Below are 15,403 nucleotides of genomic sequence, written 5' to 3'. Positions count from 1 at the left end.
ATGCCGATCGGCATCCACCCCCCTTTTCGTCGGTGCTCAGATGGACGGGCTGGGCTCGGCCTCGTCGTCGGCGCCCGCCCAATCGCCGGTGGCGAGGTAGACGACCTTCTTCGCGACGGAGACCGCGTGGTCGGCGAAACGCTCGTGGTAGCGGCTCGCGAGGGTGGCGTCGACCGTGGCCGTGGCCTCTCCCTTCCACGAGTCGCCGAGGACCTTCTCGAACACGCTCACGTGCAGTTCGTCGATGTCGTCGTCGGCGTCGCGGATCGATTCGGCGATGCGCAGATCCTGCGTGCGCAGCAGCTCGGCGAGCTTGCGCGCCACCTCGACGTCGAGTTCGCCCATGCGGGTGAACGTCGTCTTGAGGCCCCGGGGGATGGCCCGCTCGGGGAAGCGCGAGCGCGCGAGCTGGGCGATGTGCTCGGCCATGTCGCCCATGCGCTCGAGCGAGGCGCTCACCCGCAGGGCGGTGACCACGATGCGCAGGTCGCGGGCGACGGGCTGCTGGCGGGCGAGGATCTCGATCGCGAGCTCGTCGAGCTCGAGCGCCTTCTCGTCGATGATCGCGTCGGACTCGATGACCTCTTCGGCGAGGGCGACGTCGCTGGTGCCGAAAGCCCGGGTGGCGCGGTCGATGGCGACCGCCACGAGGTCGGCGATCTCGACCAGGCGGCTCTGGACGTCCTCGAGGGACTGGTGGAATACTTCGCGCATCGCGGGGTACCTTCCTCGTCGGCGGCACGGCACATGGGTGTCCCGCAACCCTTGGGGATTCTTCCCAGCGAAGGTTAACGAGTGGTGCTGTGACAGTGAATAGTATCCGCTGGCGTTGCTCCAGCCCGGGTGAACGGCGGGTGACGTCCGACGCGCCCCTCTACGCTGAGAGTATGGAACAGACGCAGCTCGCGCTGCTCGCGCTCCTGGCGGGACTCCTCCTCGGGGCCGCGGTCGTCGGCCTCGTGGTCGGCGCGGTCCGCGCCCGGGACCGCGCTCGCTCCGACATCTCGACCGAGGTGCCGGAGGGCGTGGAGGCCATGCTGGATGCGATGGACGACCCCGCCTTCGTGTGCGACACGTCATCGACGGTGCTGGCGCTCTCGTCGGCCGCAGAGGTGTTCGGCGTGCACGTCGGCGAGGTGATCTCGAGCGAGGAACTCAAGCGCGTCGCGCGCGTCGCCCGCGACACCGGCGCCGGGATCGCCGAAAACCTCCGCCTGCGCCGGGGGGCCGCCCCCGCCGAGCCCCGCCTGGTCGCGGTCCGGGCGACCCCCATCTCGGGGCGGCTGACGCTCCTCGTGCTCCGCGACATCACCGAGCGCGAGCGCGTCGAGGAGATGCGCCGCGACTTCGTCGCGAACACCAGCCACGAGCTGAAGACCCCCGTCGGCGCGGTGAGCCTGCTCGCGGAGGCCATCGAATCCGCCGCCGACGACCCCGCTCAGGTGCGGCACTTCTCGTCGCGTCTGCAGGCGGAGGTGACGCGCTTGAGCGCCCTGGTCAATCGCATCCTGAGCCTGTCCCGTCTGCAGGCGGCCGATGAGCTGCGCGACGTGCGCGACGTGTCGATCGACGAGGTCGTCACCGCCGCGGTCGAGGCGCACACCATTCAAGCCGACGCCGCCCAGGTGACCGTGGTCCGGGGCGGCACCAAGGGGCTGTGGGTGCGCGGGGAGCCGCAGATCCTGACCGAGGCGCTCGGGAACCTCGTCGCGAACGCCATCGCCTACTCGCCGCAGGGCTCGAAGGTCGGCGTCGGTGTCAAGCTCGACGACGGCGTCGTCGAGATCGCGGTGACAGACCGGGGCATCGGCATCGACGAGAGCGACCAGCACCGGGTCTTCGAGCGGTTCTACCGCGCCGACCAAGCGCGCTCACGGCGGACCGGCGGCACCGGCCTCGGACTCTCCATCGTCAAGCACGCCGTGCAGCGGCACGGCGGCGAAGTGCGCCTGTGGTCCAAGCCCGACCGAGGGTCGACCTTCACCATCCGCCTTCCGCTGTCCGAGACCCCCGACCTCGACAGCGTCCGTTCCAAGCCGCGTCGGAAAGCTCGCAAGACCGCCGCCGCGACCCCCGTACCCGCGAAGGGAGACACCGCATGACCCGCGTTCTGATCGTCGAGGACGAGCCCGATCTCGCCGACCCCCTGGCCTACCTCCTGCGCCGGGAGGGATACGAGGTCGAGATCGCGGAGGACGGCGCGCTCGCCCTCGCCGCGTTCCGCGAGCGCGGGGCCGACATCCTGCTGCTCGACCTCATGCTCCCGGGGATGCCCGGTACCGAGGTGTGCCGCCAGCTGCGGTTGACGTCGCAGGTGCCGATCATCATGCTCACCGCGAAGGACTCGGAGGTCGACATCGTGGTGGGGCTGGAACTCGGCGCCGACGACTACGTGACGAAGCCGTACTCCACCCGCGAGCTGCTCGCGCGGATGCGTGCGGTCCTGCGGCGACGCACCCCGGATGACGCCGACCTGGACGACCGCGTCCTCTCCGGTGGTCGCGTGGTGCTCGACATCGACCGCCACACCGTGGCGGTGGACGGTTCGGAGATCGGCATCCCGCTGAAGGAGTTCGAGCTCCTCGAGGTCCTGATGCGCAACGCCGGACGCGTGCTGACGCGCGGGCAGCTCATCGACCGCGTGTGGGGGACCGACTACTTCGGCGACACGAAGACGCTGGACGTGCACATCAAGCGCATCCGCTCGCGCATCGAGCAGAACCCCAGCGAACCGACCATGCTCGTGACCGTCCGCGGGTTGGGCTACCGCTTCGAAGCCTGACCTCGCCGGGAACGACGAAGGCGCCGACGAGGAATCGTCGGCGCCTTCGTCGTTCGATCAGGACGAGGGGGTCGCGGAGGGAGACGGCGTCACGGCCGGCGTGAGCGACGACGACGGCATCGGGGTCGGAGCCAGCGGCGACAGGTACTCCAGCGCGCCGTCGAGCACGGGGACCTGCATGAGCGAGCCCTCGCCGTCGCCGGACTGGAAGTAGACGGGGACCGTGGAGCCGGGGACGGCGTCGATGCCGTTCAGGCGCAGGGGCTCGACGTCGTCGGTGAGGTCGCCGAGGCTGAGGGTGCGGTTGGCCGGGACGATGACGTTCGACTTCACCGCCGACGAGCCCTCGCCGACCTCGATGCGCAGGGTGAGCGGCTCGGTCGTGTCGTTGACGATCGCGGCGACGAAGTTGCCGGTCGTGCCCTCGTCGTCGGCGACGATGAGGGCGTTTCGCACGGACAGCGGCCCCGCCGAGGCGGGGACGTTCACGCCGTCGGAGGCGGAGTAGTCGATGGTGGTCGCCTGCGGTGCGATGAGGTTGCACCCCGTCGTGCCCAGCACGACAGCGGCACCCAGGGCGATGGACGCGATCAGGCGCGTTTTCACGGATCCTCCAAGGACGGCAGACGACATCGTCATCATCCTACGCGGTCCGTGACCGAGGCCCGGTCCGCCGCGCTTCTCCCCGCGCGCGAGGGAAGGGATGCCGCGAGGTGGGCGGAACCTTACTGCATGCGGCCCTGTGGTATCCTGGATGTTGCCGAAAGGACATAACTCCATGCTTTTTGAGGTTGGCGAGACCGTCGTTTACCCGCACCATGGCGCGGCCACGATCATCGAGGTCAAGGAACGCGTCATCAATGGCGAGACGAAGAAGTATCTGAAGCTCAACGTCACGCAGGGAGACCTCGTCATCGAGGTCCCGGCGGACAACGTCGATCTCGTCGGCGTTCGCGACGTGATCGGCAAAGAGGGTCTCGACCGCGTGTTCGAGGTGCTGCGCGCACCCTTCACCGAGGAGCCGACCAACTGGTCGCGCCGCTACAAGGCGAACCTCGAGAAGCTCGCTTCGGGTGACGTCATCAAGGTGAGCGAGGTCGTGCGCGACCTGTGGCGCCGCGATCAGGACCGCGGTCTGTCCGCGGGCGAGAAGCGCATGCTGGCCAAGGCCCGCCAGATCCTCGTGTCCGAGCTCGCGCTCGCCGAGAAGACCGACGAAGACCGCGCGGGCGTCGTGCTCGACGAGGTCCTCGCGTCCTGATCCCGCTGCGCGCGTCGCCCCCGCGGCGGCGCGCTAGCGTGAACGGGTGACTCTCCCTCCGGTTCCGCGTCTCGCGGTCATCGTCGTGGCCGCCGGTTCGGGGACCCGTCTGCGCGGCGGGGCGCCCAAGGCCTTCGTCGGCCTCGACGGTCGCACGATCCTGCATCACGCCCTTCGCGGTGTCTTCGCGGGGCCCGCGGCCCAGGTCGTCGTGGTCGTCCCCGAGGGGTTCCAGGGCGAAGCGCTGACCGACGCGCGCGACGCGGCGGGCGATCGGGCCGATCTGGTCACGGTCGTGACCGGGGGAGCGACTCGACAGACGTCGGTCGCCGCCGGCCTGGCGGCGCTCTGGGCCGATGTCGAGACCGTGCTCGTGCACGATGCGGCGCGAGCGCTCACTCCCCCCGCCGTTTTCGAGCGGGTCGCGGCCGCCCTGGAGGCGGGAGCGGATGCCGTGATCCCCGCGGTTCCCGTGGTCGACACGATCAAGCGGGTCGACGACACCGGTCGTGTGGTCGCCGCGGTCGACCGGTCCGAGCTCGCCGCCGCGCAGACCCCGCAGGGCTTCCGCCGCTCGGTGCTGCTCGAGGCGTTGCGCCGAGCCGACGCCGATCACACCGACGACGCGGCACTCGTCGCCGCCGCCGGTCACCCCGTCATCACCGTCGAGGGGGACGCCTCGGCCTTCAAGATCACGACGGGGCCCGACCTCGATCGAGCGCGGGCTCTTCTCACCGACGACGCCCCGACGCGTGCTCCGCGCCGACCCGAGCACGCGGGCCCGCGCGTCGGCATCGGCACCGATGTGCACGGGTTCGGCGGCGACGGCACGCTGTGGCTCGCGGGTCTGGAGTGGCCCGGAGAACCCGCCCTGTCGGGTCACTCCGACGGTGACGCCGTTGCCCATGCGATCGTCGACGCCCTGCTCGCGGCCGCAGGCCTCGGCGACATCGGGACGCACTTCGGCACGGACCGTCCGGAGTTCGCCGGAGCGCACGCAGCCGCCTTCCTCTCGCACACCGTCGGCCTGCTCTCGGCCGCGGGCTGGCGGGTCGGGAACGTCTCGGTGCAGGTGCAGGCGAACCGCCCTCGTTTCGCCGCGCGACGTCTCGAAGCCGAACGGGTCCTGTCCGCCGCCCTCGACGGCGCACCGGTCTCGGTGAGCGCGACCACGACCGACGGCCTGGGCTTCACGGGTCGCACCGAGGGCGTCGCGGCGTTCGCGACCGCCCTCGTGCTGCCGGTCTAGAGCTCCCGCGTCATGAACGTCGAGTGCGGATCCGCCGCGTACGGCGGGAACGGCGGGCACTCGACGAAACCCTCGCTCGCGTACAGGCGCCGCGCAGGGAGGAAGTCCTCGGTGCTGCCGGTCTCCAGCCACAGACTCCGGATGCCGCGCTCCCTCGCGTCCTCGACGATGTGCTGCACCAGCGCGCGACCGATGCCCTGGCCGAGGAAGGCGTCGACGACGCGCAGGGACTTCAGCTCCGCGCGCTCGGCGTCGAGGTCTTTGCACGCGCCGATACCGGCGAGTTCGTCGTCGACCCAGGCCGACCACATCGTCACCCCCTCGGCGGCGAGGCGGTCGGCATCCAGGGCGTGCACGCTCTCGGCGGGCGTGTTCTCGAGCATGCCGGCGAGGTGGGCGGCGACCAGCGCGCGGGTGGGCTCGCCGGAGAGGTCATCGACGCGGATCGTGAGGGGCACGCGGGAACCCTAGCCCGGCGATGTTTCGCGCACGGGTCACGCGGAGGGGCGGCCGGTAGGCTGGGGCGGTGACTGTTCGGCTCCACGACACGAAAGCGCAGACTCTGCGCGAGTTCGTCCCTCTCGACCCCTCGAACGTCACGATCTACGTGTGCGGGCCGACCGTGCAGTCCGGACCGCACATCGGGCACGTCCGCGCGGCTCTCGCCTTCGACCTCCTGCGTCGCTGGCTGACGCACCGGTTCGGTCGCGTGACCTTCGTGCGCAACGTCACCGACATCGACGACAAGGTGCTCGCCAACGCCACCGCCGATGAGCCGTGGTGGGCCCTCGCTTACCGCATGGAGCTCGAGTTCACCCGGGCGTACTCCGCCGTCGGCATCCTTCCGCCCACGTACGAGCCGCGGGCGACGGCCTCGGTCACGCAGATGCAGGACTTGATCGGCGAGCTCATCGAGCGCGGGCACGCCTATGCCGCCGCCGGTGACGTGTACTTCGACGTGCGGTCGTGGCCGGCCTACGGCGAGCTCACGCGCCAGAGCCTGGATGCCATGGAGCCCGCGGCCGACGCGGATCCCCGGGGCAAACGCGACCCCCGCGACTTCGCGCTGTGGAAGGGCGCGAAGGACGACGAGCCCGCGTCGGCGAGCTGGGAATCCCCCTGGGGTGCCGGGCGACCGGGCTGGCACATCGAGTGCTCGGCGATGTCGCGCCGCTACCTCGGCCCCGAGTTCGACATCCACGGCGGCGGCCTCGACCTGCGCTTCCCGCACCACGAGAACGAGATCGCGCAGTCGACCGCCGCGGGCGACGCCTTCGCCCGGTACTGGGTGCACAACGGCCTCGTCACCGTCGACGGGCAGAAGATGTCGAAGTCGCTCGGTAATTTCACCCTCGCCGCCGACGTGCTCGACGATCACGACCCGCGTGTGGTGCGCTACGCGCTCGCCGCGGCGCACTACCGCTCGAACCTCGACGTGTCGGAGCGCGCGTTCGCCGAGGCGACGAGCGCCCTCGGACGGGTGGATGCTTTCCTCGCCATCGTCGAGCGGGTGTTCGGCTCTACGGTGGGTGCAACCCTTCCGGCAGAGTTCGAGGAAGCGCTTGACGACGACCTCAACGTGCCTCGCGCGCTCGCCGTCTTGCACGAGACTGTTCGCGCGGGGAACAGAACCTATGATTGGGCGGGCGACCCCAGCACGGAGATCGAAAGATATGCGTCGGATGTCCTCGGCATGGTTCAAGTACTCGGACTCGACAGGTCTGCCTTCGAGGGTTCTCGTGATCAGGCCGACGCCGCAGCGGAGTCACAGCTGAACATGCTCATGCGCGAGCTCATCGCTGGACGCGCCGACGCGCGCGCCGCCAAGGACTGGGCTGCCGCCGACCGCATCCGCGATGCCGTCGCCGCCGCCGGAATCACGCTGGAGGACACTCCGGCCGGAACCAATTGGAGTATCGATGCCTAAGCCAGGACGTCCGGGAGCCCGCAACCCCGGTAAGAAGAAGGGCCCCCTGAAGGGCACCGGCGGGCACTCCCGCAAGGCGCTCGAAGGTCGGGGACCGACCCCGAAGGCGGAGGACCGCGCCTGGCACCCCGCCGGTAAGCGCAAGGCGGCCGAGGAGCGCTACGCCGCCGCGGGCGGCAAGGGCCGGCCCGGCGTACGCGCGGTCGGCAACCCCAACCGCAAGAGCCCGAAGGCCGCCGACGACACCGAAACCGTCACCGGCCGCAACTCCGTGCTCGAGGCGCTGCGCGCGAAGATCCCCGCCACGGCGATGTACATCGCCCAGCGCGTCGAGATGGACGACCGTGTGAAGGAGATGCTGTCGATCGCGACGAACCGCGGCATCCCGGTGCTCGAGGTCACGCGCCCCGAACTCGACCGCATGGCCGGGTTCGACGGCGTGCACCAGGGCGTCGCGCTCAAGGTGCCCCCGTACTCCTACGCGCACCCGCAGGACCTCCTCGAGCAGATCATCGACCGCGGTGAGGTGCCGCTGCTCGTTGCCCTCGACGGCGTGACCGACCCGCGCAACCTCGGTGCGATCATCCGCTCCACGGGCGCGTTCGGCGGCCAGGGCCTGATCATCCCGCAGCGGCGCTCGGCGAGCGTCAACTCCGCCGCGTGGAAGACCAGCGCCGGCGCCGCCGCGCGCATTCCCGTCGCCCTCGCCGCCAACCTCACGGCCACCCTCAAGGAGTTCAAGAAGCAGGGCGTCTTCGTGCTGGGGCTCGACGGTGACGGCGACGTGTCGCTGCCCGCCCTCGAGCTCGCCGACCGTCCCGTGGTCATCGTCGTCGGGTCCGAGGGCAAGGGCCTCTCGCGCCTGGTCACCGAGACGTGCGACCAGGTCGTGTCGATCCCGATCTCCACTGCCACCGAGTCGCTCAACGCCGGTATCGCTGCGTCGGTCGCCCTATATCAGGTGTCGACGCTGCGCGCGGCGGACTGATCCCGCCCACCAGGAAGGAACCCACGTGCCCCGCATCGCCGTCATCGGAGGAACCGGCTACGCCGGTAGCCACATCGTCACCGAAGCCGTGCGCCGCGGCCACACCGTGGTCTCGGTCGCCCGTTCCGTCCCCACCGACCGCGTCGAGGGGGCCACGTACATCGAAGGCACCGTCCTCGACGTCCCCGGCCTCGTCGCCGAGCTCGAGGGTGTGGACGTGGTCGTGTCCGCGGTGTCGCCGCGCGGCGACATGGAGGGCAAGCTGCGCCCGGCGGTCGCCCAGCTCGTAGCGGCCCTGCCCGAGTCCGTGCGCATCGGCGTCGTCGGCGGCGCCGGCGGTTCCCTCGCCGCCGAAGGCGGTCCGCGCCTGATCGACACCGACGGCTTCGCCGACGAGTACAAGCCCGAGGCGCGCGAGGCCATCGGCATCCTCGAAGACCTGCAGGCCGACGACACCGGGCGGGACTGGTTCTACGTGCACCCGGCCGGCGGTTTCGGCTCGTGGGCACCGGGGGAGCGCACCGGCTCGTACCGCGACGGCGGCGACGTGCTGGTCGTCGACGACAACGGCGACTCCTTCATCGGCGGCGCCGACTTCGCCGTGGCCGTGCTCGACGAGATCGAGAACCCGAAGCACACCCGGGGCCGGTTCACCGTCGGCTACTGATCCCCGCGCGACGACGAGGCCGCGGCCACCCCGCTCACCCCCCGCTGGCGCGGCCCACGCCCGTCACACCACGTCCCGCCCGTCGACGAGGGCGGGGTGGGTAGGGGGGACCCCCCCCCGCCGGGGGGGCACGGCGTCGGAGACGGTCGCGATCGACATGGTGTCGGTGGGCGGGCCCATGACGGTGGCCTCATCGCGGCGGTGACGCAGCACGTCGTCGATGTAGGAGCTGACCACCTCGGCCAGGGGCACGGAGCGCCCGCGCGCCTGCGACATGTACCAACGGTGCTCCAGCACCTGGTGGAACACTTCGGCGGGCTCGAGCTTGGCGCGCAGGTCCCAGGGGATGGCCATGACGATGGGCTCGAACACGCGCGTGAGCCATTCGTGCGCCACCATCTCCTCATCGGCGCCGAGGCGGGAGACGCGGGCGCGGAATTCGTCGAGGTCGTTGAGCAGGCGACGAGCCTGGTTCTCCTCGACGTCGAGACCCGTCAGGCGCAGCAGGCGTCGCTGGTGGTGTCCGGCGTCGACGACCTTGGGCTGGATCGAGACCTGGGTGCCGTCGCTCGCGGTGCGGATCGACATCTCGCCGATGTCGAAGCCGAGGGCGTTCAGGCGGTGGACGCGCTCGGTGATGCGCCAGGACTCGTCGACGGCGAACGTCTCCTTGTCGGTGAGCGCGGCCCACAGGGAGTGGTACGACGCCACGAGGCCGTCGGCGACCGCGACGGCATCCACTCCGCCCTCGAGGCGACCGCCGGCTTCGAGATCCATGATCTCGCCCGCGATGTTGGTGCGAGCGATGTCGAGATCATGGGCGCGCTGGCCGGGACTCAGGCGGTTGCCGTGCAGTTCGCCCGTCTCGGCGTCGACGAGGTAGGCGGCGAACTCGCCCGCGTCGCGCCGGAACAGGGTGTTCGACAGCGACACGTCGCCCCAGTAGAACCCGACGTTGTGCAGGCGCACCAGCAGCACCGCGAGGGCGTCCACGAGACGTGTGGCGGTGTGCGGGCGCAGCACCTGGGTGAAGAGGGCGCGGTAGGGGAGCGAGAAGCGCAGGTGCGCCGTCACGAGGGCGGCGGGCAACGGGCGGCCGGAGGCGTCGGTGCGGCCGGCGATCACCGCGACGCGGTCGACGCAGGGCGCGGCGAGGCGGTCGAGGTTGCCGAGCATGTCGTACTCGCGACGTGCCATCTCCTCGGTCGTCTCCTTGATGGCGACGACGCGGCCGGACAGGTTGGCGAAACGCACCAGGTGACGCGAGATGCCCTTGGGGAGGGCCACGATGTGGCTGCTGGGCCAGTCGGCCAGGCCGGTGGACCAGGGCAGCTGCAGGAGGCCGGGATCGACCGAACTGGCCGTGATGCTGAGCGATTCGGACACGGGATCCTCCGGGAAAACGGTGCGGCGCGCCCCCGGCCCGACGAGGTCGGGGATCGGGGACGCGCCGCGTCGGTGCGTGGGTCAGGCCGAGGCGATGGCCCGGTCGGTCAGGCGCTCGCCCGACTCGAGGTCGAACACGTGCACGTGTCCGGGGACCGGTGCCAGCACGACGGTCTCGCCGGCGTTGGGGTGACGACGGCCGTCGACGCGCGCGACGAGGTCGGTGCGCTTGCCGTTGATGTCGGTGTGGCCGTAGAGGTAGCCGTCGGCGCCGAGCTCTTCGACCAGGTCGACGACGACCGAGAGGCCGCGACCGTCGGCCGGGGCGACCTGGATGTCTTCGGGACGCACACCGATGGTGACCTCGGAGCCGTGCGCCTTGCCGATGGTGTCGGCCTCGACGGGGACGACCATGTCGCCGAAGCGCACGCCACCCTCCGCGAGGTCGGCCGAGAACAGGTTCATCGCGGGCGAGCCGATGAAGCCGGCCACGAAGACGTTCTTCGGGGTCTCGTACAGGTCGCGCGGGGTGCCGACCTGCTGCAGCAGGCCGTCCTTGAGCACCGCGATGCGGTCGCCCATCGTGAGCGCCTCGGTCTGGTCGTGCGTGACGTAGACCGTGGTGACACCGAGTCGACGCTGGAGCGACGCGATCTGGGTGCGGGTCTGGACGCGGAGCTTGGCGTCGAGGTTCGACAGCGGCTCGTCCATGAGGAACACCTGGGGCTGACGGACGATGGCGCGGCCCATGGCGACGCGCTGACGCTGACCACCGGAGAGGGCCTTGGGCTTGCGGGTGAGGTACTGCTCGAGGTCGAGCAGCTTGGCCGCCTCGAGGACGCGGGCCGCGCGCTCCTCCTTGCCGATACCGGCGATCTTGAGCGCGAAGCCCATGTTCTCGGCGACGGTCATGTGCGGGTACAGCGCGTAGTTCTGGAAGACCATCGCGATGTCGCGGTCCTTCGGGGGCACATCGGTGACATCGCGGTCGCCGATGAGGATACGGCCCGAGTTGACCTCCTCGAGGCCGGCGAGCATGCGCAGCGAGGTGGACTTTCCGCAGCCGGAGGGGCCGACGAGGACGAGGAACTCACCGTCTGCGACGTCGAGGTTGAGCTTGTCGACCGCGGGGCGGGTGCCGCCGGGGTACAGACGGGTTGCGTTGTCGAAGGTGACGGACGCCATTTTCTCTTCTCCTTCACCGGCAGGTACGTGCCGGACGATCCGTAGTGAATGGAATGAACGGGGGCGACCCCGTGCGCCCGACGTTGGACGCACGGTCAGTATCGCACGTGTCTGGTCATTTCTCAGCCAGCCTGGCTACCATCGATCCTCGATCGCCCACCCGTGCGTCCCCCTGATTTCATGCGGCATTCGTCCGTGCCCGGAAGGTTTCATGTCCCACGACCAGTCCCCGAACGTTCCCGCCGAACGCGACCGTCGCGAGGCGGTGCGTGAGAAGGCGCAGCAGGTGAAGGCCAAGCAGACGCGTTGGCGCATCGCCCGGCGTTCGCTCGTCGCGGTCGGGGCCGTCGCGGTGATCGCCGTGGGTGCCGTCGGGGTTTCCGCCGCTCTGAACTCGCGGGAGGCGCGGTCGCAGGCCCTTCCGGCCGCCGCCCCCGACGACGGTTTCGTCGTGAAGACGGCCACCGGCGTGGCCGATCCCCTCGCGCACCAGACCGTCGACGGCGACTCGACGACGATGTCGACCGAGGCGACGCCCTCGGCCGCCCCCACCCCCGAGCCCACCGGCACCGCCGCTCCCGTCGACATCCGCGTCTACGTCGATTACATGTCGACGGAGGCCCACGAGTTCGAGGCGGCCAACGCCACGCAGCTGTCGAAGTGGGTCGACGACGGCGCTGCGACCCTCACGTATTACCCCGTCGCGATGCTGACGTCGAAGTCGAACGGCACCAAGTACAGCCTGCGCGCCGCGGGTGCCGCCGCGTGCGTCGCCACGCATGCGGAGGACCGCTTCTTCGCCTTCAACCACGAGCTGCTCACCAACCAGCCCGCGGTCGATTCCGACGGGTACAGCGACGAGCAGTTGGCCGACATGGCCCAGGGGGCGGGCGTGAGCGACGTCGCCACCGTGCGCGACTGCATCGAAGACGAGACGTACACCGCGTGGGCGAAAGCGGCGACCGACCGTGCCATCAAGGGCCTTCCGGGCACGAAGGGACAGGCGCTCACCGCCACCCCGACCGTGCTCGTCAACGGCACCGAGTACGTCGGCAACATGGATGACGCGAAGGAGTTCGCGCAGTTCGTGCTCACGGTCGACAGCAATGCGTACTATTCGACCGCGACGCCCACGCCCTCGCCTACCGCGTCGGCGACGCCTGCCGGCTGATCCGGAGCCGCGCGGCATCCGTTCCTATGAGATTCTGGTGACATGAACGACGAGTTCGAGGACTCTCCGCCGCGGCGGTCCCACGATCAGCTGGTCTCGTGGGTGCAGGAGTTCCGCGAGCAGGGACACCTGTTCGCGGGCCGGCTCAAGGTCGTGGAGCAGGAAGACGCCGACAGCCAGGACACCGGGCTCGTCGTGATGAACCTGATGAACGCGAAGGCGTCCATCTACATGCAGCCGAAGGGGTACGACGAGCCGCTCTGGGAGGCGACCCTCACGGCGCGGCCCGAGGACCTCACGCTGTCGCCGCACGACATGGCCAGCCTCGCGGCCGAGCTGGTCGTGGCGGGCAACCTGTGCTCCTTCCTGCAGTGGAAGTCGCTCGAGTGGGACCGCGAGAGCGGCACGCACCGACGCTGAACAAGGCCCGGCGGCGCCCCCTCTAGAATCGAGCAGCGAGGCGCCCCGCGTCTCCCGCCGGCTTGGCGCAATTGGTAGCGCACCGTACTTGTAATACGGGGGTTGCAGGTTCGAGTCCTGTAGCCGGCACCCTTCCCCGGCCGCGCCGCCGCCTCCTCGTCAGGAGACCAGGCGCGCGACGGCCACGATCGCGATGCCCGCCGCCGCGATCGTCACGAGTCCCGCCAGCAGCGCTCCGGCGATCGCGGCCCACCGCAGCGGTCCGTGTCGGCGGACGGCGTCGAGCGTGAAGAGCAGGGCGGCGACCGCGACGACGAGCATGAGCAGGTCGCCCACGGCGCCCGATGGCGCCCAGACGACGGTGAGCATCGCCACGACCCCCGCGCCGAGGGCGGCGAGGTGCCGCACCTGCTCGCCGGCTGCTCCCTGATCGTCCGTCACGCGCCGACGCCGCTCAGCGCACCCGCACGCGGAGCCACCGCACCCCGTGCGCGGGGAGCGTGAGACCGGACCCCAGCCACACCGGGGCCGCGGCCACCAGGTCGAGAGCCTCGGGTGCGAGCCCCGACAGCGTGAGGGCGTCGATCTCGACGGACGAGTCGGCGACGTTGGCCACGACGAGGACGTCGAAGCCGCCGTCGCCCGGGCGGAGGAACGCCACGACCGAGCGCACGCGAGCGTCGAAGGCGATGAGCTCGTTGCCGGCGAACTCCGGCGTCGACCGGCGCACGTCGATGAGCCGCGACAGGCGCGAGAAGACGCGACCGGCCGGGGTCGTGGCATCCGTGCGGTCGACATCGTTCTGCGCGGGGCGCGCGGGGCGGTGCACCCAGCGGCTGTCACCGGCCTCGGCGGGGCGGTCGGCGTAGCCGTAGTCGTTCAGCTGGGCCACCTCGTCGCCGAGATACAGCAGCGGGATGCCGCCGGTCGACAGCGCGAGCGCGTGCGCGAGGATCACGCGGTCCTCTCCGCCGGCGTCGCCCGCCTCGATGCCGGCGAGGGATGCCGTGGTGCCGGTCACGCGGGCATCGCCCGTGCGGGGGTTCTCCTGGAACGGCACGCCGCGGGCGAAGGACCCCTCGACGCGGCCCACGTAGAAGTCGTTGAGGAAACGACGGTGCGGGTAGCCCTCGATGCCGAGCTCGGCGGCATCCTCGTCGGCGAAGGTCCAGCCGATGTCGTCGTGGCTGCGCACGTAGTTCACCCAGGCGGTGCCGTCGGGCAGGGCGTGCCGGCGCTGAAGCGCCTGTTGCAGCAGCCGACCGTCGCGGGTGGCGAGGGCCTCCCACGTCAGCGCCATCTGCAGGGGGTTGTACGAGAGCTGGCACTCGTCGGGGGAGACGTAGGAGACCACCTCGTCGGGGTGCACGATCGCCTCCGACTTGAACAGCAGGCCCGGGGCGGCCATGCGCAGCACGGCGTTGAACGCCTGCAGGAGCAGGTGCGCCTCGGGCAGGGATTCGCACGCGGTCCCGAGCTGCTTCCAGATGAAGGCCACGGCATCCATCCGCAGGATCTCGACGCCCTGGTTGGCCAGGAACAGCATCTCACCGGCCATCGCCTCGAAGACGGCGGGGTTGGCGTAGTTGAGGTCCCACTGGAAGTGGTAGAACGTCGCCCAGATCCACCGGCCGTCGTCGAGCTGCACGAACGAGCCGGCGTGGTCGTCGGGGAAGATCTCCCGGGTCGTCCGCTCATAGGCGTCGGGCATCTCGCGGTCGGGGAAGATCAGGTAGAAGTCCTCGTACCCGGCCTCGCCCGCGACCGCCTTGCGCGCCCATTCGTGCTCGTTGCTGGTGTGGTTGAAGATGAAGTCCACCACGAGCGAGATGCCCGCTCGGCGCAGATCCGCGGCCAGGGCGGCGAGCTCCTCCATCGTCCCCAGGGCGGGATTCACGCGCCGATAGCTCGAGACGGCGTAGCCGCCGTCGCTGTTGCCCTCGGGGCTCTCGAACAGGGGCATGAGATGCAGGTACGTCAGCCCCAGCTCGCGGAAGGAGGGGATCGACTCCCGGATGCCGCTGAGCCCTCCGGCATACCGGTCGACGTAGCAGACGCCGCCGATCATGCGCTCGCTCTCGAACCAGTCGGGGGTGCTCTCCCGGCCGCGGTCGAGCGCTTTCAGCGCGCGCGGGCGTTCCGCCCACGAACGGCGCGCCAGATCGACGACGGATGCCAGGCGCTCGAGGCCGTCGGCGCGCTCCCCGTACAACCGGCTGAACAGCTCGTGCAGGCGGGGCAGGTGCAGTTCGGCGTGGGCGAGGAACTCGCGGTCGGCGTCGGCCGCGTTCAGATCGCCGAGGATGCGCGAGACGTCGTGGGGGCCGGGGCTGAGCTGTGTCACGGGTGACAGCCTGTCGCATCCGG

The 15,403-nt window shown here is 70.5% G+C and carries 16 protein-coding genes and 1 tRNA gene; 10 read left to right on the top strand and 7 right to left on the bottom strand.

Going from position 1 to position 15,403, the window contains the following annotated elements; genetic code table 11:
- Window positions 1-36: 36 nt before the first annotated feature.
- Window positions 37-714: a phosphate signaling complex protein PhoU gene (gene phoU / locus ACK4LS_RS04510; RefSeq protein ID WP_409713781.1), complete on the bottom strand. Its 678-nt coding sequence runs from the start codon at window positions 712-714 to the stop codon at window positions 37-39.
- Between the two features lie 173 nt (window positions 715-887).
- On the opposite strand from phoU, the gene ACK4LS_RS04505 reads away from it, so the two are divergent.
- Complete coding sequence (locus ACK4LS_RS04505) at window positions 888-2,102, top strand: sensor histidine kinase (RefSeq protein WP_409713778.1); 1,215 nt, start codon at window positions 888-890, stop codon at window positions 2,100-2,102.
- On the top strand, window positions 2,099-2,782 hold the full coding sequence (locus tag ACK4LS_RS04500; protein ID WP_409713775.1) for a response regulator: 684 nt from the start codon (window positions 2,099-2,101) through the stop codon (window positions 2,780-2,782). Before ACK4LS_RS04505 ends, ACK4LS_RS04500 begins: the two co-directional genes overlap by 4 nt.
- Before the next feature lie 57 nt (window positions 2,783-2,839).
- On the opposite strand, the gene ACK4LS_RS04495 is transcribed toward ACK4LS_RS04500, so the two are convergent.
- Complete coding sequence (locus ACK4LS_RS04495; RefSeq protein ID WP_409713773.1) at window positions 2,840-3,415, bottom strand: DNA modification methylase; 576 nt, start codon at window positions 3,413-3,415, stop codon at window positions 2,840-2,842.
- Between the two features lie 145 nt (window positions 3,416-3,560).
- Between ACK4LS_RS04495 and ACK4LS_RS04490 the strand changes: the two genes are divergently transcribed.
- Both ACK4LS_RS04490 and ispD read left to right on the top strand, forming a co-directional pair.
- On the top strand, window positions 3,561-4,043 hold the full coding sequence (locus ACK4LS_RS04490) for a CarD family transcriptional regulator (RefSeq protein WP_409713770.1): 483 nt from the start codon (window positions 3,561-3,563) through the stop codon (window positions 4,041-4,043).
- 46 nt (window positions 4,044-4,089) lie between these two features.
- Window positions 4,090-5,292 carry a 2-C-methyl-D-erythritol 4-phosphate cytidylyltransferase gene (ispD, locus tag ACK4LS_RS04485; protein ID WP_409713767.1) on the top strand — a complete coding sequence of 401 codons (1,203 nt, stop codon included), beginning with the start codon at window positions 4,090-4,092 and terminating at the stop codon, window positions 5,290-5,292.
- Here the strand turns inward: ispD and ACK4LS_RS04480 are convergent.
- Complete coding sequence (locus ACK4LS_RS04480) at window positions 5,289-5,750, bottom strand: GNAT family N-acetyltransferase (protein ID WP_409713764.1); 462 nt, start codon at window positions 5,748-5,750, stop codon at window positions 5,289-5,291. The genes ispD and ACK4LS_RS04480 overlap by 4 nt on opposite strands.
- 68 nt (window positions 5,751-5,818) lie before the next feature.
- Between ACK4LS_RS04480 and cysS the strand changes: the two genes are divergently transcribed.
- The 3 genes from cysS to ACK4LS_RS04465 are packed head-to-tail and all read left to right on the top strand — an operon-like array spanning window position 5,819 to window position 8,874.
- Window positions 5,819-7,219 (top strand): cysteine--tRNA ligase, encoded by a 1,401-nt coding sequence (cysS, locus tag ACK4LS_RS04475; RefSeq protein WP_409713761.1) that lies wholly within the window; start codon window positions 5,819-5,821, stop codon window positions 7,217-7,219.
- Window positions 7,212-8,207 (top strand): 23S rRNA (guanosine(2251)-2'-O)-methyltransferase RlmB, encoded by a 996-nt coding sequence (gene rlmB, locus ACK4LS_RS04470; protein ID WP_409713758.1) that lies wholly within the window; start codon window positions 7,212-7,214, stop codon window positions 8,205-8,207. The genes cysS and rlmB overlap by 8 nt, the downstream gene beginning before the upstream one ends.
- Before the next feature lie 25 nt (window positions 8,208-8,232).
- Entirely contained in the window at window positions 8,233-8,874 is a 642-nt protein-coding gene (locus ACK4LS_RS04465) for an NAD(P)-dependent oxidoreductase (RefSeq protein WP_409713755.1), read from the top strand.
- Between the two features lie 63 nt (window positions 8,875-8,937).
- Here the strand turns inward: ACK4LS_RS04465 and ACK4LS_RS04460 are convergent, their stop codons facing one another.
- Window positions 8,938-10,260 (bottom strand): DUF4032 domain-containing protein, encoded by a 1,323-nt coding sequence (locus ACK4LS_RS04460; RefSeq protein ID WP_409713752.1) that lies wholly within the window; start codon window positions 10,258-10,260, stop codon window positions 8,938-8,940.
- Between the two features lie 81 nt (window positions 10,261-10,341).
- Window positions 10,342-11,445, bottom strand: a complete 1,104-nt coding sequence (locus tag ACK4LS_RS04455) for an ABC transporter ATP-binding protein (protein WP_409713749.1) — start codon at window positions 11,443-11,445, stop codon at window positions 10,342-10,344.
- Between the two features lie 211 nt (window positions 11,446-11,656).
- Here ACK4LS_RS04455 and ACK4LS_RS04450 point away from each other — a divergent pair, with 211 nt between their 5' ends.
- The 3 genes from ACK4LS_RS04450 to ACK4LS_RS04440 all read left to right on the top strand — a co-directional run bounded on the left by ACK4LS_RS04450 (window position 11,657) and on the right by ACK4LS_RS04440 (window position 13,165).
- A complete protein-coding gene (locus ACK4LS_RS04450; RefSeq protein ID WP_409713746.1) occupies window positions 11,657-12,616 on the top strand; it encodes a DsbA family protein in 960 nt (319 codons plus the stop codon).
- A 42-nt stretch (window positions 12,617-12,658) separates the two neighbouring features.
- The gene (locus ACK4LS_RS04445) at window positions 12,659-13,036 is read left to right on the top strand and encodes a hypothetical protein (protein WP_409713743.1); all 378 of its coding nucleotides are present in this window, start codon (window positions 12,659-12,661) and stop codon (window positions 13,034-13,036) included.
- Window positions 13,037-13,092: 56 nt separating this feature from the next.
- Window positions 13,093-13,165, top strand: a tRNA-Thr gene (locus ACK4LS_RS04440).
- A gap of 30 nt (window positions 13,166-13,195) precedes the next feature.
- On the opposite strand, the gene ACK4LS_RS04435 is transcribed toward ACK4LS_RS04440, so the two are convergent.
- Together ACK4LS_RS04435 and ACK4LS_RS04430 are read right to left on the bottom strand one after the other, a co-directional pair.
- Complete coding sequence (locus ACK4LS_RS04435; protein ID WP_409713739.1) at window positions 13,196-13,477, bottom strand: hypothetical protein; 282 nt, start codon at window positions 13,475-13,477, stop codon at window positions 13,196-13,198.
- 13 nt (window positions 13,478-13,490) lie between these two features.
- Window positions 13,491-15,329, bottom strand: a complete 1,839-nt coding sequence (locus ACK4LS_RS04430; protein ID WP_409713993.1) for an amylosucrase — start codon at window positions 15,327-15,329, stop codon at window positions 13,491-13,493.
- Window positions 15,330-15,403: the final 74 nt, after the last annotated feature.

This window comes from Microbacterium sp., from assembly GCF_046295495.1.
Lineage (GTDB): Bacteria > Actinomycetota > Actinomycetes > Actinomycetales > Microbacteriaceae > Microbacterium.
Note: the sequence above shows the minus strand (reverse complement) of the source record. Positions and strands in the feature narration are given on the sequence as shown.